Below are 22,603 nucleotides of genomic sequence, written 5' to 3'. Positions count from 1 at the left end.
GGTTCAAATTTGGTATAGACGGACGACTGCTAGGTTCCCAGATCGTTCAGATCAAATTCTGAAATTTCTTTCTCCAATCGCAATATAGAAATTCCCAGCGGAGGTAAAGTTAATGAAATCGAATAATCCCTACCATGATATTTTACGGGAGAAGTCAGCAATGTACCTTCGTTGAGCACTCCGCTACCGGCATACTTTTTCTGATCGGAATTAAACACTTCTTTCCAGTTGCCGCGATACGGAACACCTACGCGATAGTGTCGGCGTGTCTCGGGTGTGAAATTGCAAACGATAATGAGAACGTTTTCTTTGCCTTCGCCCTGCCGTTGAAACACCATCACGCTGTTTTCGCGATCGTCGTAGTCGACCCACGAAAATCCCTTTTGCTCGAATTGATGCTGGTAGAGCGCCGGCTCGTTTCGGTAGAACTGGTTCAGATCGCGCACCAATTGCTGGATTCCTTTGTGCACGTCATAGGCCAGTAAATGCCAGTCGAGGCTTTTCTCGTGATTCCATTCCGACGATTGCGCGAACTCGCCGCCCATGAACAATAGCTTTGTTCCCGGGTGGGCAAACATGTAGGTGAACATCAGACGCAGGTTGGCAAACCGTTGCCATTCGTCGCCGGGCATGCGGCCAATGAGCGATCCCTTGCCGTGCACCACCTCGTCGTGCGACAGGGGCAGCATAAAGTTTTCGGTGAACGCATACATGATGCTGAACGTGATCTCGTTCTGGTGATATTTCCGGTGAATGGGTTCGTGTTTGAAATACTGCAACGTGTCGTGCATCCAGCCCATCATCCACTTCTGGCCAAAGCCCAATCCGCCAATGTAGGTGGGACGCGACACGCCGGTCCAGGAGGTCGATTCTTCGGCGATGGTCACAGCGTCGGGGAAAGCGGCATACACCACTTCGTTCATTTCTTTCAGGAACGTGATGGCTTCAATGTTTTCGTTGCCACCATGATCGTTGGGGATCCACTCGCCGGCTTTGCGCGAATAGTCCAGGTAAAGCATCGACGCCACGGCGTCTACACGCAGACCGTCGATGTGAAATTTGTCGAGCCAGTACACGGCGTTGCTGATGAGAAACGAACGCACTTCGCTGCGGCCATAGTTAAAAATATAGCTCTTCCAATCGGGGTGAAAGCCTTTGCGCGGATCGGCATGTTCGTAGAGGTGTGTGCCGTCGAAGTTGAAAAGGCCGTGTGCGTCGCCCGGAAAATGCGAGGGTACCCAGTCGAGCAACACGCCGATGTCGGCTCGGTGAAAACTGTCAATGAGGTACATAAAATCTTCGGGGCTTCCATAGCGGCTCGTTGGCGCGAAGTAGCCCGTCAGTTGGTAGCCCCACGAGCCATAGAACGGGTGCTCCATCAACGGCAGAAATTCAACGTGTGTGAATTGCATGTCCTTCACATAGTTCACCAGTTCTATGGCCATCTCGGGGTATGTGAGCGAACGGTCGCCTTCTTCAATTTTTCGGCGCCACGATCCATAGTGAACTTCATAGACCGAATAAGGCTTTGGTTTTCCTGCGCTGGCTTTGCGTTCGTTCAGCCAGGTTTCGTCTTTCCACTCAAACTTGGGTGCCCACACAATGCTGGCCGTCATGGGTGGCATCTCGGCAAACGTGGCGAAGGGATCGGCCTTTTCCAGATACTCGCCACTGTTGGAATGAATGGCATACTTGTAGGCCTCGCCGTGACTGATGTCGCTGAAGAATCCTTCCCAAATGCCTGACTCATCCCAACGTGCAAACAATTTGTGTTGTCCGTCTTTCCAGGCGTTGAAGTTGCCGATGACCGAGATGGCTACGGCGTTTGGTGCCCACACGGCAAAGTAGGTTCCCTCCTGCCCTTCGTGGCTGACGCGATGTGCGCCCAGCTTGTCGTAGAGCTTGTAGTGCTTGCCGGTTTTAAACAGGTGCACATCGAACTCGGTGAGCAGTGAAAAGCTTGCGGGTATAGGGTCAGGGGTCTTTGTTTTTTTTGACATGATGGGTTGGGTTCAGACGTCGTGGTGGTTGTTTTATCCTTTCTTCTTCCGTTCTTCTTTCTCTTCCTGGTAGCGTTTCATGTGATAATAAATTCCGCGCAGCGGTATGATGGTCCAGTCGGGACGGCCGTTCAACTCATAGCCCAGTTCATAGACCGCCTTCTCTAGCAGGAAGGTACGAATAAGCACGTCATCTTCCTGCGACAGCGTGGTGCCCATGCCCATGCGCTCCATGTAGGCGCCCAGGTAGAAGCGGCCCACATAGTGCTGCCATTGCTCGGCCCACGATTCGAGGAACTCCAGGTCGCGGTCGCGGTAGTTTTCGTTGAGCAATATTTTTCCAAAAGCGGCATAGTGTATGGAACGCATCATGCCCGCCACATCCTTCAACGGGTTCTTCTTGAGACGACGTTCGCTAAACGAAAATCCGGGCTCTCCTTCAAAGTCGATGATCACAAAATCTTTGCCGGTGAACAACACCTGCCCCATGTGGAAGTCGCCGTGGATACGGGTTTTGATGGCTTTGATTTTTATCTGATACACTTCGCTGAAGCACTCGAGTATCTTGTCTTCCAGCGCCAATACCTTTTTAGCAATGTCCTGCACTTCGGGAGGCAGTTTCGACAGTGTTGTTTCCAACAGGTTGAAACGATCGCGCACCAGCTTGCGCAGCGACGAATACATAGAACGCTGATAGTTGGGTGTGAACGTTTCGGGTGCAAAGGCGGGGTTCGATTGATCGGATGCCAGCGCAATGTGCATCTCCGCCGTGCGTTGTCCCAGACGGACGATGCGCTCGTAGAATCCGCGGCCGATAAATTCCTGTATCACTTCCGGTGCTTCTTCAAACTTGATGGACGAGCGATTTTCCAGCTTCGGCAATTTCACCGACTTGGCTTTGGCCATCACACGTTCATAGAAACGTCCTACCGAATCGACGGACATGGTCCACGCTTCACCCTGGTTTTCTACTTTCTCCTGCAACAGGCCAAACACCGTCACGTTGTTGTCGCTGTCGTGATATTCAATGCTTCCCGCATAGCGCGGCGAATTCTGGAAGGTGGTGTGCTCGGAAAGGAAGCGCACAATTTCCAGCTCGGGATTCATTTCCTTCTCCAGCTTGCGATAGAATTTGAAGAAGTACTGGTCGTTATAAATGATGGCTGTGTTGCTCTGGTCAGACTTCAGGATCTTCGAGTCAACGTCTTTGCTGACATCGATTTTTGCAAACACGCTCGAATTGAATTCCAACGTTCCGCCTTCGTCGTCGCGCACTTTGGTTTCTTTCTCCATGCTCACAAACAGGAAGTCGCGGAACACCTTGTCGTAGCTGCTGTCCATGATGAAGCCGGCCTTGCCTTGAATTTCGGCACGACACACTACACTTTGCACGGTGTACTCCACACGTTCCAGGATACTGTCGGATGGCAGGAAGGTCAACGGCAGGAAGTAGAACTCGGGCAGGCGTTGCACATAGTGCACTTCCAGCACGGTGAGGAAGTGTGTGTCGCCTTCCACTTTCAGGGCAATGGTTTTGTTGATGCTCACTTTGCTCACCACTTTGGCCTTGCCTCCAAACCAGCGACATTTCTTCATGAACGGCGGCAGAATCTTGCGCTCCAGCACCCGCACTTCGTTGTAGTTGTCGAAAAGTTTTTCCCACGACACTTCGGTTTTCACCAATGGCAGTTCACCGCTGGCTTCCGATTTTTCTTTCTTCTCGGCAGTGTCCACCTGAAACCAGAAGTAGCCATAGGGGCCGATGGTGATGGAATAGTCGCCTTCGTCAACACTCATGAAACGGTTCTGACTGAACACCTCGGTGATGTCGCAGCCTTTGTATTCGCCCAGGTTGAGCGTTGTGGCCTGCGAGAACTGCGAGAGGTTGGCCACCACGATGATCCTGTTTTTTTCGAAGGTGCGCACAAACGAAAGCACTTTGGCGTTGGTGCTCTCGATAAATTTCATTTCGCCGCGGCCAAAAATGTTCAGGCGCTTGCGCATGGCCATGATGTTTTTCATCCACCACAAAAACGACGATGGATTTTCTTCCTGCGTAGCCACGTTAACCGATTCGTGGCGGTATGACGGGTCGGTGATGATGGGGAGATAAAGACGCTGCGGGTTTGCTGTGGAGAAGCCTGCATTCAGGTTCATGTTCCACTGCATGGGTGTGCGCACGCCAAAGCGGTCGCCCAGATACACGTTGTCGCCCATTCCAATCTCGTCGCCGTAGTAGAGCACCGGTGTACCCGGCAGCGAGAAGAGTATCGAGTGCAACAGCTCCGACTTGCGCCGGTCGTTGTTCAGCAGTGGCGCTAGCCTGCGGCGAATGCCTACGTTGAATTTTGTGTTTGCGTCATTGGCGTAGGCTTTGAAGAGATAATCCTTCTCTTCCTCCGTCACCATTTCCAAACCAAGCTCGTCGTGGTTCCGGAGAAACACCGCCCATTGACTGCTCACAGGGGTTGCCGGTGTTTGTTCAATGATGTCGATGATAGGATAGCTATCTTCTGTGCGCAGCGCCAGAAACATGCGTGGCATCAGCGGATAGTGGAAGTTCATGTGGCACTCGTCGTTGTCGCCAAAATAAGTGGCGGCGTCTTCGGGCCAGAGGTTGGCTTCGGCAATGAGTATGCGGTTTTTATAGTGTTTGTCGATGTGCGCCCGAAGGCGTTTCAGAAACACGTGGGTCTGGGGAAGATTCTCGCAGCTGGTGCCGTCTTCTTCGAAGAGAAAGGGCACAGACGGAAGGCGGAAACCATCCACGCCGATCTTCATCCAGAAGTCCACAATCTTGATCATCTCCAACTGCACCTCGGGGTTCTCGAAGTTCAGCTCCGGTTGGTGGCGATAGAAACGATGCCAGTAGTAGGCTTTGGCCTCGGAGTCCCACGTCCAGTTGGTCGACTCTTCGGTGGTGAACATGACACGGGCTTCTTTGTATTTTTCTGCCGTGTCGTTCCACACGTAGAGGTCGCGGTAGCGCGAGTTTGCCTTGGCCTTGCGTGAGCGCTTAAACCAGGGATGCTGGTCGGATGTGTGGTTCAGGATCAACTCTGTAATCACCCGGATGCCGCGACGGTGTGCTTCCTTCAAAAATTGTTTGAAGTCGGCCAGCGTGCCATAGTCGGGGTGCACGTCGCAGTGATCAATCACGTCGAACCCGTCGTCTTTCAGCGGCGATGGATAGAATGGCAGCAGCCACAGCGTGTTGATGCCGAGGTCTTCGAGGTAGTCGAGCTTTTGAATGATGCCCTGGAAGTCGCCGATGCCATCGGCATTGCTGTCGAAAAAGGCACGAACAGAGATTTCGTAGATGATGGCATCTTTAAACCAAAGCGCATCGTTGTTCTTGAGAGGATTGCTCATGCGATTTTAGAGATAGGATTCGTGAACTTCAACTTTGAATAAATGGAAGGGCAACTTGTAGGGATCCAGCTCCACATAGTTCCATTCCTGCGTCCAGGTATAGTGTTCGTCGGTGATGAGGTCGTGCACTTTCACATTGATGCGATCGCCCAGTTTCAACAGGCTCTTGGGCAATTGCACATAGCCCGAATGCCGCCCGTTGGGATCAAGGTTCACCACCGTGAGGATGATGCTCGACAGATCGTCGGTGGCTTTGATGTAGGCCAGCAGGTTCACGTTTTCGATGGTGCAGAAATTCAGATTCCATGTAGACTGCAATGCGGCGTTTTCTTTGCGCGCTTTGTTGATCATATACATGATGTCGGTGGCGCGACTGGTTTTCTTCCAGTCGTGGTGCTTCACTTCATATTTTTCGGAGTCGTGATATTCTTCCCTCCCCTGCACCGGCACGTTCTCATAAAATTCATACACGGGCCCATACACACCATAGTTCGACGATAGTGTAGCGGCAAGAGCCAGGCGGAGTATAAAAATGTTTTCGCCTTGTTGTTGCAGGTGAAAGGGCAGAATGTCGGGTGTGTTGGGCCAGAAGTTCGGGCGGAAATAGTTTCGTGAAGGGCCGTGCACCAGCTCGTTCATGTATTCAATAATTTCCGACTTGTAGACGCGCCAGGTGAAATAGGTGTAGCTCTGTGTATAGCCGATCTTTCCCAGCGACGCCATCACTTTTGGTTTGGTAAATGCTTCGGCAAGAAAGATGATGTCTTCATATTCCTTGTTCACTTCGGCAATGGCCCACTCCCAGAACGGAATGGGTTTGGTGTGAGGATTGTCAACGCGAAAAATTTTCACGCCCTGTTCAATCCAGAAGGTGATCACCGACTTCAGCTCCACCCACAATTCCATCCACTGGTCGGTTTCAAAATTGAATGGATAGATGTCCTGATATTTTTTGGGAGGATTTTCAGCGTATTGAATCGAACCATCCGGCCGTTGCTTGAACCATTCGGGATGTTCTTTCACATAGGGATGATCGGGTGCGCATTGAAAGGCCAGATCGAGTGCGATGTCGATGTTGAGCTTCTTTGCTTCTTCGATCAACTTCTTATAGTCGACCAAGGTTCCCAACTCGGCGTGAACGGCTTTGTGTCCGCCTTCGTCGTTGCCGATGGCCCAGGGCGAACCGGGTTCGCCAAGTTCGGCGCGCACGTTGTTGTTCTTGCCCTTGCGGTTCACTTTTCCAATGGGATGAATGGGCGGCAGGTAGAGCACGTCGAAGCCCATGGCCGAAACGCGCGGCAACAGCTTGATCACATCCTTGAAGGTGCCATGCTTGCCGTCGAGCGATGCCGACCGCGGAAAGAGTTCATACCAGGCGCTGAAGTTTGCCTTGACGTGCTCCACCACCACGCGAAGCGTTTTGTCATAGGTGGTTTCGTGTTGAATGAGGGGATGCTCGTGCACCAGCCTTCCAAAGGCTTCACCCTGCACGAAATGGATGGCCGCGGTGTAGTCGCCTTGCAGTTGGCCGATGGCGGCTTTAAGTGTATCGTTCTTGTCGCCACCCAGTGCCTTCAGGTGGTTCACGCCTTCCTGAAGTTCTACGTGCACATCGACCTTGGCCGTCGCTTTTTTCTTGAAGCCGTCATACCACGTGTCGAAGTGATCGACCCAGGCCATGACGGTGAATTCGTAGGCGCCTTTTTCGGTTACCGTGAACGAGGCAAACCATGTGTCGTTATACGACGGGGTCATCTCCTGGTGATTCCATTGTTTTGCTCCTTCTTTTCTGTAGAGCATGTGGGCACGGATGTGGTCGTGGCCATCACCAAATATATCGGCGGTCACCGTCACGCGTTCGCCGATGGTGCGCTTGGCGGGATACAATCCACCATCCACCTGGGGTTGAACATTTTCGATGACGACGCGCGATTTTCCTTTTGTTATGATCATGCCTGTTTAGGTTTCAAAATTACCGTTGCATATGCCGGCAAGGTCAGCTCGCCGTTGTTTAGTTTTGTTGTTCCGTTGCTGTCGAACACAATCGTATTGAATGCGGCGTTGCTGTTCTCCAGCGTCACCGTTACTTCCACATCCGAAACGTTGTGCAGCACCAGCACCGTTTCGCCTTCGTGTGTCCGTTTGAAGCTCACCACTTCGGCCACGTTCACACCCGATGGGTCGATGGTTCCGAAGGTAAGGGCTTTACTTGAATTTCTGAAGTGAATAAGATTTCTGTAGGCGTTGTAGAGCGATGCCGGATCGTTTTGTTGCAGGCTCGCCGGTGTAACGGTTTGCGCCGTCGAATACCTGGGTTGTTCCCACGATGTTTGCAGATTTTCCTTCGCTTTGTCGTCTGTAGCCCACACAAAAGGTTCGCGTATGTATTCGTCGGGCTTCTTGCCCAGCATGCCAATCTCTTCGCCGTAATACACATAGGGTGTGCCGGGCAACGTCATTAATATCCCTGCGGCTACCCGCATTTTTCCGGGGTCGCCACCCAACTCGCTCAGGATTCGATTCTGGTCGTGATTTTTCAAAAAGATCGCGTCGGTATATTCGGGTGTCGACGCGCGGTAATAGTCGCTGATGCGTTTGTAGCGTTCAATCAACTTCATGGTGTCTCGCCCGGCATTCACCACGTCGGTGATGGCATAGCCCATGTCGAAGTTGAAGAGCGACGGCAATCCTTTCAGGTAGGGAGCAACCTCTTTTGCATCGGCCCACACCTCGCCCACCAGGTAGACATCGGGTTTGAGGTATTGCATGGCCTGCCGGAACTCCTGCCAGAAGGCGTGGTTGTCGGCTGCTCTGTCTGTCGGAAAGATGTGACGTGCTGCATCCAGGCGAAAGCCATCCACTTGCATGTCTGACAACCAGAATTTTCCAATCTCCATAAATTCCTGCTTCACGCGGGGGTTGTCGAAGTTGAGGTCGGGCATGCCGGCCCAGAAATAGCCGTAGTAATGTTCTGCCTGCGTGTCGCCGTTCACGGGGTGCCATTGGGTGATGTTGTCCGAATCGAACGACGTTGTTTTCTTGGCCATCTGTGTGCGTATCGAATCTTTCTTTGCCCACACGTAGTAGTGGCGGTAGGGATTGTTTTTTCCCTGCGTGGCCCCTTTGAACCACGGATGCTCTGTGCCGGTGTGGTTCAGAATGAGGTCGATGATCACCTTGATGCCGTGGCGGTGTGCTTCGGCGATAAACGCTCTGAAATCTTCGGGTGTGCCATAGTCTGCATGAATGCTTTTGTAGTCCATCACATCATACTTGTGATACGACGGCGCGTTCATGATGGGCATCAGCCAAATGCCGTTCACACCGAGGTCTTGCAGATAGTCAAGCTTGGCCGTTAGTCCTTTCAGGTCTCCTTTGCCATCGCCGTTGCCGTCGGCAAACGAGAGCACAAACACTTCATACTTTACCCCTTGCGGCCACGTGGCCACGTTCACTTCCGGCGGCTTGCACGACCAGAGCGCCCATGAACAGAACAAAGCAACACAGGTGAAACGAGCGAACATGGTGGCGTTTATTTAATCTTCAGAATGTAGGAGCTGTAGGGTTTGCACGTGAGTGTGAAGGTGAAGTCTTTGCTGAAGCCCACCTCGGCTTCGCGCCACAACAGGTCGCGTGCAATGTAGCTTCCCTCCGTGTCGAGCCCCAGCGCCGTCACGGCAGATGCGGGCAGCTGCACTTTGATTTCCTGCGTGGTGGCGTTGAAGGTGTTCAACACCAGCAGGCGTTCCGTGCCCGAGTAGCGCAGAAACGCACTGGTGTTGCCCGTGAAGTTTCCGGCGTTGATGTTGTGCGCCGTGATGTCGAGGTATTCGCCTTGCGTGAGCGCGATGTTTCTGCCGGCCAGCGATAAAACATCGGCATAGAATTGGCGAAGTTGTTTTTGTTCGGCGCTCAGCGAGTCGCCGTTAAACTTGCCACCGTTCATCCACTTCTGGTGTTCGGGCACGCCCCAGTAGTCGAAGATGGTGGTGCGGCCGTCGTTGGCCTGAAAACCTGCGGCGCCCGCACCCGGCTCTCCCACTTCCTGTCCGAAGTAAATCATGACGGGCCCGCGATCGATGGTGGCACTGATCACCATGGCGGGCGCGGCCTTCCACATGTCGCCCGCAAAGAACGGTGATGCCACGCGTTGCTCGTCGTGGTTCTCCAGGAAGTGCAACATGTTGTCGTTGATGCCCGACAGGTGTTGCTGAATGGCATGGATCGAGGGTGTTGTTGCCTTGCCCTGCACCAGAAGGCGCAGCGTGTCGTAGAGTTGCACCTTGTCGTAGAGGTAGTTGAACTTGCCGTTCTCGATGTAGTTGTGATACTCGTTCGGGTTATATACTTCGGCGATAAAGATGATGTCGGGATTCGCGGCGCGTACCTGCGGAATGACCCAGCCCCAGAATTCAACGGGCACCATCTCGGCCATGTCGCACCGGAAGCCGTCCACTTTTTTGCTTGTCCAGTACAGCAGGATGTCTTTCATCTTCACCCACGTGTCGGGTATGGGGTCGAAGTGTTTTTGATTTTGTTGATCCACACCATAGTTGAGCTTCACCGTTTCGAACCAGTCGTGCAGGCCCGGCGCGGCCGAGAACACGTTGTTGCCGGTGGCCTTGGCGGGTGTTTCGTCAAACTTGCCGTCTTTGGTGGGAAAGGTATTGTTGGCGCCAAGCGCCACATAGTCTTTGGGAACCTGGAAGGATTGTCCCGGCAGGTAATAGAAATTGTTGGCTGCGCGGAAGGCCACGGCCTTGTCGTCGCCTTCGCCCAGGTCTTTCACGCCGGTGGGTTTGGCATCGGAGTGATAGTGTCGCGCCACGTGGTTGGGCACAAAGTCGATGATGGCTTTCAGGCCGGCCTGGTGGGTGCGTTCCAGCAGGCGATCAAACTCTTCGCGGCGGTTGGGAACGCTCATGGCGAGGTCGGGATTCACGTCGTAATAGTCTTTGATGGCATAGGGCGAACCCGCGCGGCCCTTCACCACATCGGCGTCGTCGAGGGGAATGCTGAAGGGTGTGTAGTCGGTAAGCACGGCATGTTCCAGCACGCCGGTGTACCACACGTGGGTGATGCCCATGTCTTTGATCGATTTCAATGCCGCGTCGTCGATGTCGTTGAACTTGCCCACGCCGTTTTCGTCGCGTGTGCCGTAGGGTTTGTTCACGGTCTTTTTGTTTCCAAACAAGCGGGTCATCAATTGGTAGATGACGATTTTACCAGACGATTTTTCCATGGTGGCAAGCGGTGGGATTTTTTCTTTTGGAGGCGTTGAACAGCCGATAAAAATAGACAATGTGAGCAGGCAAAAAAGTGGTCGTCTCATAGGTTTGAATATAAAAAAGAAAAGACAGCTTTGTATGCTGTCTCAACAGAAATCGTTTGCGTTGGTGTGTTCCTATCGTTTCGAAAATTTGGTGGCACGCATCCAATAAAAAATCAGCACCGCCACGCAAATCATCAACCCCAGAAACTCACGCGACTCTTCGATGTAGAGATGTTCCATCTTGGCCACGTCGCTGAAAAGGGCGGAGCGATCGTCCTGCTGCAGCCATTCCACCACACCGGGAATGTAGAGCAGGGAATAGCCCACATACACCACGGTGAGGCCGATGATGAACTTGAGGGGATAAAATTCAAAAATCGCCATGATCGAAACCACGGCCATGGCACCATAGATCAGAATCCAGATCACCGGGTCGGGATCGTTCAGTTGCAGGAATGCAAATGCCAGGAACATGATCGCCAGGATGAAATTTACAATACGCATAGAAAAGTGTTTAAGGACTATCCGGAAAAAGCAAGGTGTCGGGCTATTGGACCCGACACCTTTGCATTAACCTGTAAACAAAACAAAAAAACAAAAAAACGAGAAACAAAATCAAAGAATGGTTTTTAGGAATTTTGCAGAAGCCGCTGCGCTGTCGATGGGCGCTCCGGGGTAGGTCTCCTGCTCTACATACCACTTCTTCATGCCCGACAATTTTGCCTGCGCAAAGATGGGCTTGAAGTCGATGGAGCCTGTGCCCACATCGGCGTTGCGGCCGCGGTCGTTCTTGTCCATGTCTTTCACGTGCCATTGTTCGAAACGGCCCGGATATTTTGCGAAGTATTGCAGCGGATCTTGTCCGGCGTTGATCACCCAGAAGAGGTCCATTTCAAGACCTACTTTTTTCGGATCGAGTTCGGCCAGCATCACGTCGTAAGGAATTTGACCGTCCACGGTTTGGAATTCGAAAGCGTGGTTGTGATAGCCAAAGCGGATGCCGCTTTTGTTACATACTTCGCCTGCCTTGTTCAGGTCGGCGCAGATTTGTTTGTAGGCATCGATCGTTTTGCGATCGGGTTCCTGGATGTAGGGAACTACCATATATTCCTGGCCGTTTTTCTTGGCATCTTCCACGGCTTTCTGCCAGGTGTCGCCTTTAATCATGTCGAGGCCGTAGTGACCGCTGGTCACTTTCATGCCCAGGCCTTTCACGAACTTGTTGAATTCGCCATAGGCCATTCCAAAGATCTGGCCATCCTTGTAGCTGTAGGCTTCCAGTTCTTTGTAGCCAAAGCTGGCTACTTTCTGCAGCACGCCCTTAGGATCTTTTCCGATGGTGTCGCGCAACGTATAGAGTTGCAGCCCCAGGGTTTTGGTTGCTTTTCCCGCCGCCAAAAACGAGGGCAGTGATAACAAACCGACCGCTGCGAACGATGCTGTTTGTACAAATTCTCTTCTTTTCATGGCACTTAAGATTAGGTTAGGTTATAGTTTGGGTTTGAGCTTTTATTTGTTGTCGAGTTGAACACCGCTGAAGTAGAACATGGGCTTGTTGCTCGTGGCATTCTTAAACACTACATACAAATCGTGACGACCGTTTTCGGGTGCAAACTTCACCGACACCTTCGACATCAGCGGCGCCGTGATGTTTACTTTGCCCAACAACTTTCCATCGGGCTTGTCAAGGTGAAGTTCAATCTCGCCGCCCACGGTTTGTTCGGCCAGAATGTAGGCGATGAGCGTTGCTTTTTTCACGCCGGTGAGATCGATGTTTTTGAAAGCACCGTGGGCATTGTTCAACACATTCTGAAGCACCCACTGGCCCTTGTCGGCTTTCAGTTTGCCGGCGATGCTAACGTCTTCCATTTGGTCGACCGTCAACATCGGGCTGCGCAGCACAACCGCGGTGCTGCCCGAAAGCGAGGGCACTCCGCTGGCGCCTTTGTCGAAGTAGGTTGCCGTCAGCATGTAGGCACCGTCTTGTTCTTTGCCCGGGGTGGCCGTTCCAGTCAGTGGAAGTTTCACCACGTTCTTCTCTTCGGCAAGCGAGAGAATGTATTCCACCATTTTCTTGGCGTCGTCAACACTCACCTGCGGGTGGGCTGCCATTTCGATGGTGCCCCACACGCCTGCGCCACCTTTGATCACTTTGGATGCCAGCATGCCCAGAGCCTTTTCGTCGCCTTTGTATTTCTCGGCTACGTCTTTATAGCTCGGTCCGGCTGATTTCTGATTGATGATGTGACACGACTTGCAATCGCTTTTTTCGATGAGCGCTTTGCCCGGCAATTCGGCCGTAGGCACCTGGTGGCCTTGTGCAATTTCGGTGATGTCGAAACCTTTCAGATAGTCGAACGTCACAGTCACGGCTTCGCCTTTGATCTTGCCATCGGTTGTTGAGCCGTCTTCCTTGTCGGTTACGGTCACAGCATATTTCACGGGTGTTCCGGGGAAATAGAAGTCTTTGTTGCCGGAGAGAATCTCGGCTTTCACCACGGGCATTTCGTTACCCAATGTCAGCTTCAGCTGCGCATCGGCCGTGCCGCCCTTGTCGTCTTTCACCGTGAGCTTCACCGTTTGAGCGCCGGGGTTCTTGAAGTCGACCGAGAACTTGCCATCGGTTGAGGTCAGCGTCTTGCCTTCGGCTTCAAGTTGATAGGTGATGGCGTCGCCGTCAGGATCGTTTGTGCCTTCGGTGGTGAATTGGATGGTGGCCGGAACCGACGTCGCGATTTTGTCGGTCGCCAACACTGCCACCGGTGGACGGTTGCCACCGTTGTAGTCGATGCGCACCAGGCGTGCGTCAAGGTTTTGTTTGAACCACGCCGTTCCATATTCAATCATGTAGAGCTTGCCATCAGGCCCATAGGCCATGTCGATGATGTTGTTGAATTTGGTGTGGGGCATGAAAGGCTCCATGTCGAGGATGGCACCCGAGGCGTCCATCGTCACCAAAAACATCCAGTTCCTGATCCAGTCGTAGATGAGCAGCTTGCCGTCAAAGTAAGTCGGGAACGCTGTGGCCACGCCTTTGTAGTTCTCGCTGTAGTATACCGGGCCCGCCATGGCATTGCGTCCGCCTTCCTTCACCATCGGGAAATCGTCGGACTTTGCATAGGGATACCAGATTAACGCGGGGCTCACCGGAGGAAGCTCGCGCTTGCCCGTGTTGTTGGGCGATTCGTTTATCGGCGCTGCGGGATCCCACTTGGCCAGCACTTTCTTGTTCACAAAATCATACTTCGCATACGGGAAATTGTTTCCCACAAAATAGGGCCATCCAAAGTAGCCGGGCTTCTTCGCCTGGTTCAACTCGTCGTAGCCGCGTGGTCCGCGAAGCGAATCGTCTTTGCCGGCATCGGGTCCCACTTCGCCCCAGTACAGATAGCCGGTCTTGGCGTCAAGGGAAATGCGGTAGGGATTGCGACAGCCCATCACATAAATTTCAGGACGGGTTTTCTCTTCGCCTTTTGCAAAGAGGTTTCCTTCCGGAATGGTGTAGGTGCCATCCTTCTCGGGATGGATGCGCAGAATTTTACCGCGAAGGTCGTTGGTGTTTCCGGATGACTTCTGTGCATCAAACGGCGCACGTCCCGGTGTTTCGTCCGAAGGGCTGAAGCCATCGGAAGCAAATGGACTGGTGTTGTCGCCGGTGGAGATGAACAGGTTTCCGTTTGCATCAAACAGCAACGAGCCACCGGTGTGGCAACAGGTTTCGCGTTGCGTGGCCACTTCCAGCAATTGTTTCTCGGTGGTCATGTCCACTTTGTCGTCTTTGAATTCGAAGCGCGACAACACGTTCACCGATTTATCGGGATGCGAATAGAAAATGTAGAGCCAGTGATTTTCGGCAAAGTTCGGATCGGCGGCCAGGCCAATCATGCCGTCTTCCGATTTTGTCCACACGTTAAATTTGTTCACGGTGGTCAGCTTGCCGTCGGCCGGTGTGTAGAGTACCACTTCGCCTTTGCGTTCCAGAAACAACACTTTGCCATCGGGCAACACCGCCATTTCGGTGGGTTCGTCGAGGTTGAAGTCGAGCACGGTTTTGGTGAACCGGTTTTCTTCCACGGCGCGCACCGACTTTGCTTTGCTGTAGTCGGGAGCCTTGTCGCCAATGGCGTAGTTAATGCCCGTGAGCAGGTGGTCCAGGAAAAGCGAATCGGAATACGATTCGTTGGTGTGGCCCATGCCGGTGTAGAACGAGCGGCCGCCTTCAAATTCGTGATACCATGCAATGGGATGGTTCTCGCCATTCTCGCCACCGGTGTAGGTGCTTTCGTCGAGGTTATAGATCACCTTGATGTCGGGCGAGATGTGTTTGTAGTTGTAGAGCTCGTCGAATCGTTTCCACTCTTTGGGAAGCGTGTTGGGGTGTGGTCCGAAGTCTTCGACCTTGCGGAACATCGCTTCCTGCTGTTTGGGGTGGCTTTTGAAATAAGCGCCCACCAGTTTTCCATACCAAGGCCATTCATATTCGGTGTCGGCCGCGGCGTGAATGCCAACGTATCCCCCACCCGCTTCAATGAAGCGTTTGAAGTCCACTTGCTGCACCGGGTCGAGCACATCCTGCGTGGTGCTGAGGAAAATTACGGCCCGGTAACGTTTGAGATTTTCTTCATTAAAAAGGGCCGAGTTTTCGGTTGTATCAACTTCAAAGCCATTCTTCTTTCCAAGCTCCATCAACGCGATTTTGCCCGTGCCGATAGATTCATGTCGATAGCCTGTGGTTTTCGAGAAAACCAGAACACGCGGAGGTTGCTTTTCGCCACAGGAGAGCAGCAGGCAAAAAAGCACCGCGATAGACAGGTATGAGTTTAGTTTATGCATTGTCGAAGCAGTTGTCGGTGCATAGGCACGGCGTGGTCTCTCCGTGTGCCCATGGCCGGATTTTTCTTATTTCAGTTCTTTGATTTTCAGGTTGCGGAACCACACTTTGTCACCGTGGTCTTGCAAGGCCAGGTGGCCTTTCAGCGATTTGCCAAACACAGGCCATGTTTTGAATTTGCTGTTGGCCACCAATTGATCCCACTCGGGCGTGTGCATGGTGAACTCCACCACTTTGGTGCCGTTGAGCCAGAATTCCATTTTAGCATTTTTCGAAACGATGCGTGCTTCGTTCCATTCGCCTACAGGGCGCACGGTTTCTTTCGACGACGAGATGAGGTCGTACAGATCGCCGGTGCGGTGCTTCACGATCTTGCCATCTTTGTGACAGTCGTTGTCCAGCACTTGCATTTCGGGACCGCTGTGGTAAGGTGCGTTTTGGGCGGGGTCTTCCACCACGTTAAACATCACGCCGCTGTTGCCGCACGAGTCGATCTTCCATTGATAGCTGAACTCGTAGTTCTGATATTCGCCGTCGGTCACGATGTCGCCGCGGCCTTCTTTGGTGGAGTTGTCGAGATAGAGCTCGCCGTCGGCTACCTTCCAGCCCTGGCCAATGGTTTTCTTGTTATAGTTGTGCCAGCCTTTGGTGGTCTTGCCGTCGAACAGCAGTTTCCATCCGTCTTTCTTTTCCTGAGCAGTCAGGGTGTTTTGGGCAGCCACGTTTCCTGCGAAGCATGCGAGGACGAGCAGCAGGGCGTAGGCCCGGTAAGTTTTCTTCATGGGTTGTTGGTGAGAGGTCTTTGGTTGCGAAATCGATTGTAAAAAGAAACCGTCAGCTTCTGGGCAGAAGCTGACGGTTGTGAAGTGTTAGTCTTTCGGTTTGTTGCCGCTGAGCGAAAGCACGTACATCGCCATTTTCTCGGCGTCGCCTTTGCTCAGGTCGGCGTGTGGCGACATCGGGATTTCACCCCAGTTGCCACTGCCGCCGTTGATGATCTTGTCGGCCAGCATGCTCACGTTGGCTTTTGTGAATTCGTATTTCTTCGCCACGTCGGTGTGCGAAGGGCCTACGATTTTGTTGGTGGGGTGATGGCAGGTTTTGCAATCGCTGGCATCCACCAGGGCCTGACCTTGTTTGATCAAATCGTCGGCAGAATCAGTCTTGGGCTCGGCAAGCTCGGGCGCTTCTGCTTCATCTTTTGTTTCTTCTGTTTCTGTTTCCTTCTTTGATCCGCCGCACGATGTCAGGGTCCAACTGGCTATGCTCACCAGCGCGATTACTACAAATACTTTTTTCATGGATGGTTTCGAATTAATAAATACGTATTGATCTGTTGTTACTAAACTATGGGTTTAAATGCCCAACACTTTCTTGTTGAACTTCGCGTCTTTGCCGGTCGCAGCAAAATCGTCGAAGGCCTTTTCCGTTACGCGGATAATGTGGTCTTTGATGAAGGGTGCACCTTCGGCCGCTCCCTGTTCAGGATGCTTGATGGCACACTCCCACTCCAGCACCGCCCAGCCGTCGTAGCCGTATTGCGTTAGTTTGGAGAACACCGATTTGAAATCCACCTGGCCATCGCCCAATGAACGGAAACGTCCCGGACGGTTCACCCAGTCCTGGTAGCCGCCATACACGCCGCTTTTGCCTGTGGGATTAAATTCGGCATCCTTCACATGAAACATCTTGATGAAGGTGTGATAGAAGTCGATATACTGAAGATAGTCCAGTTGCTGCAGCACGAAGTGACTGGGGTCATACAGGATGTTGCACCGCGTGTGCTTGCCCGTGGCTTCCCAGAAACGTTCGAACGTGATGCCGTCGTGAAGATCTTCGCCGGGGTGAATTTCGTAGCAAAGATCGATGCCCGATTTGTCGAACGCGTTCAGGATCGGCAACCAGCGCTTCGCCAGTTCCTTGAAACCATCTTCTACCAGTCCCGCGGGGCGTTGTGGCCAGGGATAGACCGTGTGCCACATGAGTGCACCCGAGAAGGTGGCGTGTGCTGCCAGCCCGAGGTTCTTGCTGGCTTTGGCCGCATATTTCAATTGATCTACCGCCCAGGCTGTGCGTTCCGCAGGTTTGCCACGAACCGACTTGGGCGCAAAGCCGTCGAACATTTCGTTGTAGGCAGGATGCACGGCCACCAATTGGCCCTGAAGGTGGGTGGACAGTTCGGTGATCTGAAGCCCGGCCGACTCCACAATGCCTTTCAGTTCATCGCAGTAGTCTTTGCTTTCGGCTGCCTTTTGCAGGTTGATGCAGCGGCTGTCCCACGTGGGGATCTGCACGCCTGAATAGCCTAGCGAAGCGGCCCATTTGCAAATGGTTTTCAGGTTATCGAATGGCGGCTGATCGCCCATGAATTGCGCCAGGAAGATCGCAGGCCCTTTTATCGTTTTCATGAAGAAGCTGAAGACTGTTGGTTTGACATCATTTCAGGAAAGGACAAGCTTATTTCAGCTTTGTCCATTTGCGTGTTGACTGTGCCGACTTCACGGCCGTTTGCACGAAGTTCATGCCGCGCACACCGTCTTCCACATCGGGGAAGTCGTATTTCGCTGCATTGATCTTCTTGCCAGGCTTGTAGTCGCGCACGGCTTTTCCAAACGCGCGATAAATGTTGGCAAACGCTTCGAGGTATCCTTCGGGGTGACCGGCGGGCGTGCGTGTAAATGCTTTCGCATCGTCGGACAGGTATTTCTGACCTGCACGAACAATTTCTTTCGGACGGTCTAGCCATTTCACGATCATGGTGTTGGGGTCTTCCTGTTTCCATTCCAGACCACCCTTTTCGCCATAGACGCGGATGTTGAGGTTGTTTTCGTCGCCAGCAGCAACCTGTGTAGCAATGAGTACGCCGGTTGCACCGTTGTCGAACTTAATAAGCATGGAAGCGTCGTCGTCGAGTTTGCGGCCCTTCACCACGGCGTTCAGCATGGCGCAGATTTCGGTGATGTTGGAGCCGGTGATGTATTCGGCCAGGTTCGCAGCGTGCGTGCCGATGTCGCCAATGGCGCCGCCCATGCCCGACTGCTTGGGGTCGGTTCTCCACGATGCCTGCATGTTGCCGGTGCCTTCCAGCAGTGTGGAGAGCCAGCCTTGAGGATATTCAACGTATACTTTTCTGATCTTACCCAATTTGCCTGTCTTCACCATGTTACGGGCTTCTTTTACTAACGGATAGCCGGTGTAGGTATGGGTAAGACCCAGGATAAGACCTGTTTTTGAAACTACTTTTTGCAAGGTCTTCGCTTCGTCGAGCGAGAATGCGATGGGCTTTTCAACCAACACGTGGAAGCCGCTTTCGAGGGCCAGTTTGGAAGGACCAAAGTGCACGTGGTTGGGCGTTACTACGGATACGAAGTCTATGCGCTGATCGGGAGGAAGTGTCTTCTCGATCTCAAACATTTCCTGGTAGGTTTCATATACCCGATTTGGATTCAGGTAGAGTGCTTCTCCGGTTTGTTTTGACTCGCCGGGAACCACACTGAAAGCGCCGCATACCAATTCGATTTCTCCATCGATACCGGCGGCTTTACGATGAACGGGGCCAATAAAAGAGGTAAGTCCGCCACCTACCATGCCCATGCGTAATTTTCTTTTCATTAGGTTAGAATTGTTTGGTTCAAGTAAGGGATTAAAATGTTAAAAATAAAGAATTAATATTATCGAAATCGATTGCGGATTGGGTTGACGGCATTAAATTTTTTGATGATTTATTCATCCTTATGGTTTGGCAAACTAGTGCTTTAATCCTTTCTTTGACGACACGGCTTTAAGTTTTTTTCATGACCGAATCCCTATTCCTGAAAAACCTCTGGTATTTCGCAATGCATGGCTCATTTCTCAAGCAGGGGAAACTCGTAGCAAAGGAAATTCTGGGAGAAAAAGTGGTTTTCGGAAGAGATGAAAACGATGTGCCCTTCGCCCTGCGCGACAACTGCCCACACCGTGGCGTGCCCCTCTCCAAAGGCTGGTACGACGGCAAGTGCATTCAATGTTGCTATCACGGCTGGAAGTTCGACAACACCGGCGCATGCACCAGCATCCCCGCGCTGGCCGACGACAAATTCGACACGCGAAAGATCAAAGTCTTCAAATATCCTTGCCGGGAAGTGAACGGCACCATCTGGATCTATGTGCCGCAGAACAAGGCCGACCTCAGTGGCGCCGATCAGTGGGTGCCCAACCTGCTGTTATCGCCCGAGAAAAAATTCCTCTTCGTAGAAAAAGTGACCATGCCTGCCGACATCGACCACAGCGTGATTGGCCTCATCGATCCGGCACACGTCACCTTTGTGCACCAATCGTGGTATTGGCGGTCGTCAAAAAATCTGAGGCTAAAGGAAAAGAAGTTCGAGCCGGTTGACCTCGGCTTCAAGATGTCGCGCCACACGCCGTCGTCGAACTCGAAAGGCTATTCTATTTTGAAAGGCGGAACGTCTACAGAAATCAATTTCCAGCTTCCGGGCATCCGAACGGAGCATATACAAGTCGGGGAAAACGAGATCGTGTCCATCACGTGCCTCACGCCCATCAACGATCACGAAACGGAGCTGAATCACATTTTCTATACCACACTGGGTTTTGTGAAATTCATCTGGTGGCCCCTGCGCCAACTGGGCAAACAATTCATTCACCAGGACCTGGGAATTTTCCGAAAGCTGGGCGAAGGCCTGCAGTCAAAACCCACGCTGATGTTGCTTGGCGAACCCGACGCACAAGCGCGGTGGTATCACGAACTGAAACGCCAGTGGGATTTGTCGCAGCAGAACAAGACGCCGTTTGTGAATCCGGTGGAGCCCAAGACGTTGCATTGGATAACTTGATTAGTCTTGAGTAATTTAGTCTTGAGTATTGAGTAGTTAGTATTGAGTAAAAATTCAAAGCCATGTCGGAGCATAGTCTCGCTTCGAGGACTATGCTGGGTTAGTCTGAAGTCTGGATGGAGTAATTTAAAAAGCTTAGGGGTTGGTTGATGCTATTCTGAATGCGCATCCTCAAAAAAAGTCTCAATACTAAATACTCAAGACTAAGGACTCACTCCGAACTACCAATCATCACTATCCTTTTTCTTTGCCTTATCAACAAACTGAAGTTTGTCTGTGAACGATTTGTCGAGCAACCCGAGTGTATTGGGTTTGCACCATTCGGGGTTCATGATGGTGCCGTTGTTTTTGGCGGCGTAGTTGGTGAGGTTGTCTTTGGCGGGAATCTTCTTGTAGCCAATGTCCCCGGTCATTTGGATGGACCGCACGGTGACCCGATACTTTCCGTCCTTCACCCCTACAGTTACTTTGCCATAGTACTTTCCGGTTTGGATGATGGGTGGTGTGGCGACCTGGGTGAATTGGAATTTTTTATAGTCTACCACGATGTCGTTCATGTCGAAGGTCACTTCGTCGCCCGAGGTCTGGAGGTTGGCCACATAGGTCTGGGCTTTGTAGAATTCGCTTAGCTTTTCAGCGGTGATGGAATCCTGGGCGAATACTTTTTGATAGAGGATTTCCTGGTCGGCCAGTTTAAAGTTTCCATACGACGTGTTTCCCTGGCAGACTGCTGCGAAGGAAATGGCGAGGAGCAGAAGCGACGCGATTGTTTTCATGAGGGATTCAGGTTTGCGCTCAAATGTACAGAACAAAATGGTATCGCGAGGGTGTGGCCCAAAAAAACAAAGGTCATTCAACACGACGGGCGGTTGAATGACCTTTAGCTTATTTTATCTGTGATGAACTACTAGATAAACTTGTTCAACAGGTTCTCATAGTATTCCTGCTTGCCGCTGATTTGCTCGGGCTCGCCGTTTTTGTGCGCGAGTTTACGCAGCTCTTCAAGACCCACTTTGCCTTGTTCGAAGCTCTTGCCTTTGCCGGAGTCGAACGATGCGTAGCGTGCTTTGCGCAGCTTGGTGTACTCGCCGTTGTCCAGGATGGCCTGGGCGGCAATGAGGCCGCGGGCAAACGCATCCATGCCACCGATGTGGGCATAGAACACGTCGGCGTTGTCGGTGGAATTGCGACGGGTTTTTGCGTCGAAGTTCACGCCGCCGTTTTTGAAACCTCCCGATTGCAAGATCACCAGCATGGCCTCCGTCAACTCATAGATGTTGTTCGGAAACTGGTCGGTGTCCCAGCCGTTCTGGTTGTCGCCGCGGTTGGCGTCGATGCTTCCCAGTACGTCGGCGTTGGCGGCTACCTGCAGTTCGTGATCGAAGGTGTGTTGTGCCAGGGTGGCGTGGTTCACTTCGATGTTTAATTTAAAATCTTCCATCAGATCGAACTCGCGCAGGAAGGCAATACACGTCGCGGAGTCAAAATCATATTGGTGCTTCGAAGGTTCCATGGGCTTGGGCTCGATGAGGAACGTGCCTTTGAAACCTTGTGCGCGCGCATAGTCTTTGGCGGCATGCAGGAAGCTGGCCATGTGTTCGAGCTCGCGCTTCACGTCGGTGTTGAGCAATGACATGTAGCCTTCGCGACCGCCCCAGAACACATAGTTCGATCCACCCAATTCGATGGTGGCGTCAAGTGCAGTTTTTACTTGTGAACCTGCGTGACACACCACATTGAAGTCGGGATTGGTAGCGGCGCCGTTCATGTAGCGTGGGTTCGAGAACAGGTTGGCTGTTCCCCACAACAACTTCACGCCCGAAGCTTTTTGTTTTTTCTTGGCATACTCCACAATCTTGGCAATGCGCTCTTCCGATTCTTTCAGGGTCGGGGCTTCGTCCACCAGGTCGTAGTCGTGGAAACAATAGAAGGGTGCTCCTATCTTGGTGATGAATTCGAAGGCGGCATCCATCTTGTCGTAAGCGCGTTGCACGGCATCGCCGCTTTTGTTCCAGGCAAAATTTTTGGTGCCGGGTCCAAACGGATCGCCACCGGTGCCGCAGAAGGTGTGCCAATAGGCAATGGCGAAACGAAAGTGTTCCTCCATCGTTTTTTTACCCACTTTCTTTTTGGCATCATAAAATTTATACGCCAGCGGGTTGTCCGATTCTTTGCCTTCATACTTTATCGGGCCAATGCCCTTAAAGTATTCTTTGTCTCCGAGTGTAAGTTTCATGAATTTGAGTTTTTTACTGTTGGGTTCAATTACGTGTTGTTATTCTTGATTTGGTGA

At 52.2% G+C, this 22,603-nt stretch carries 15 protein-coding genes; 1 reads left to right on the top strand and 14 read right to left on the bottom strand.

Features of this window, described 5'->3' with window-relative positions; genetic code table 11:
- Positions 1-29: 29 nt before the first annotated feature.
- From glgB to JI741_RS20575, 12 genes are all read right to left on the bottom strand, one after another.
- Positions 30-2,000, bottom strand: a complete 1,971-nt coding sequence (gene glgB, locus JI741_RS20630) for a 1,4-alpha-glucan branching protein GlgB (RefSeq protein ID WP_202013009.1) — start codon at positions 1,998-2,000, stop codon at positions 30-32.
- 33 nt (positions 2,001-2,033) lie between these two features.
- Positions 2,034-5,372 carry a maltose alpha-D-glucosyltransferase gene (treS, locus tag JI741_RS20625; protein WP_202013008.1) on the bottom strand — a complete coding sequence of 1,113 codons (3,339 nt, stop codon included), beginning with the start codon at positions 5,370-5,372 and terminating at the stop codon, positions 2,034-2,036.
- A 6-nt stretch (positions 5,373-5,378) separates the two neighbouring features.
- Positions 5,379-7,325, bottom strand: coding sequence for an alpha-1,4-glucan--maltose-1-phosphate maltosyltransferase (locus JI741_RS20620; protein WP_202013007.1), 1,947 nt, complete (start codon positions 7,323-7,325; stop codon positions 5,379-5,381).
- Positions 7,322-8,896 (bottom strand): alpha-amylase family glycosyl hydrolase, encoded by a 1,575-nt coding sequence (locus JI741_RS20615; RefSeq protein WP_202013005.1) that lies wholly within the window; start codon positions 8,894-8,896, stop codon positions 7,322-7,324. The genes JI741_RS20620 and JI741_RS20615 overlap by 4 nt, the downstream gene beginning before the upstream one ends.
- A gap of 8 nt (positions 8,897-8,904) precedes the next feature.
- Complete coding sequence (locus JI741_RS20610) at positions 8,905-10,704, bottom strand: alpha-amylase family protein (RefSeq protein WP_202013003.1); 1,800 nt, start codon at positions 10,702-10,704, stop codon at positions 8,905-8,907.
- Positions 10,705-10,776: 72 nt separating this feature from the next.
- Entirely contained in the window at positions 10,777-11,148 is a 372-nt protein-coding gene (locus JI741_RS20605; protein ID WP_202013002.1) for a transmembrane 220 family protein, read from the bottom strand.
- A gap of 111 nt (positions 11,149-11,259) precedes the next feature.
- A complete protein-coding gene (locus JI741_RS20600; protein ID WP_202013001.1) occupies positions 11,260-12,111 on the bottom strand; it encodes a sugar phosphate isomerase/epimerase family protein in 852 nt (283 codons plus the stop codon).
- 42 nt (positions 12,112-12,153) lie between these two features.
- The gene (locus JI741_RS20595) at positions 12,154-15,477 is read right to left on the bottom strand and encodes a ThuA domain-containing protein (RefSeq protein ID WP_202012999.1); all 3,324 of its coding nucleotides are present in this window, start codon (positions 15,475-15,477) and stop codon (positions 12,154-12,156) included.
- A 66-nt stretch (positions 15,478-15,543) separates the two neighbouring features.
- Positions 15,544-16,257, bottom strand: coding sequence for a 3-keto-disaccharide hydrolase (locus JI741_RS20590; protein ID WP_202012997.1), 714 nt, complete (start codon positions 16,255-16,257; stop codon positions 15,544-15,546).
- An 87-nt stretch (positions 16,258-16,344) separates the two neighbouring features.
- A complete protein-coding gene (locus tag JI741_RS20585; protein WP_202012996.1) occupies positions 16,345-16,776 on the bottom strand; it encodes a c-type cytochrome in 432 nt (143 codons plus the stop codon).
- Positions 16,777-16,830: 54 nt separating this feature from the next.
- Positions 16,831-17,883 carry a sugar phosphate isomerase/epimerase family protein gene (locus JI741_RS20580; RefSeq protein WP_202012995.1) on the bottom strand — a complete coding sequence of 351 codons (1,053 nt, stop codon included), beginning with the start codon at positions 17,881-17,883 and terminating at the stop codon, positions 16,831-16,833.
- 49 nt (positions 17,884-17,932) lie between these two features.
- Positions 17,933-19,087 carry a Gfo/Idh/MocA family protein gene (locus tag JI741_RS20575; protein WP_236676193.1) on the bottom strand — a complete coding sequence of 385 codons (1,155 nt, stop codon included), beginning with the start codon at positions 19,085-19,087 and terminating at the stop codon, positions 17,933-17,935.
- 182 nt (positions 19,088-19,269) lie between these two features.
- Between JI741_RS20575 and JI741_RS20570 the strand changes: the two genes are divergently transcribed.
- On the top strand, positions 19,270-20,310 hold the full coding sequence (locus JI741_RS20570; protein ID WP_202012994.1) for a Rieske 2Fe-2S domain-containing protein: 1,041 nt from the start codon (positions 19,270-19,272) through the stop codon (positions 20,308-20,310).
- A 221-nt stretch (positions 20,311-20,531) separates the two neighbouring features.
- Here the strand turns inward: JI741_RS20570 and JI741_RS20565 are convergent, their stop codons facing one another.
- Both JI741_RS20565 and xylA read right to left on the bottom strand, forming a co-directional pair.
- Positions 20,532-21,086, bottom strand: a complete 555-nt coding sequence (locus tag JI741_RS20565) for a hypothetical protein (protein WP_202012992.1) — start codon at positions 21,084-21,086, stop codon at positions 20,532-20,534.
- A 131-nt stretch (positions 21,087-21,217) separates the two neighbouring features.
- Complete coding sequence (gene xylA / locus JI741_RS20560) at positions 21,218-22,546, bottom strand: xylose isomerase (protein WP_202012990.1); 1,329 nt, start codon at positions 22,544-22,546, stop codon at positions 21,218-21,220.
- Between the last annotated feature and the right edge of the window lie 57 nt (positions 22,547-22,603).

The sequence above is a fragment of the Chryseolinea lacunae genome, from assembly GCF_016735595.1.
GTDB lineage: Bacteria > Bacteroidota > Bacteroidia > Cytophagales > Cyclobacteriaceae > Chryseolinea > Chryseolinea lacunae.
The sequence above is the reverse complement of the archived record's forward strand: the minus strand, read 5'-3'. Positions and strand labels throughout refer to the sequence as shown.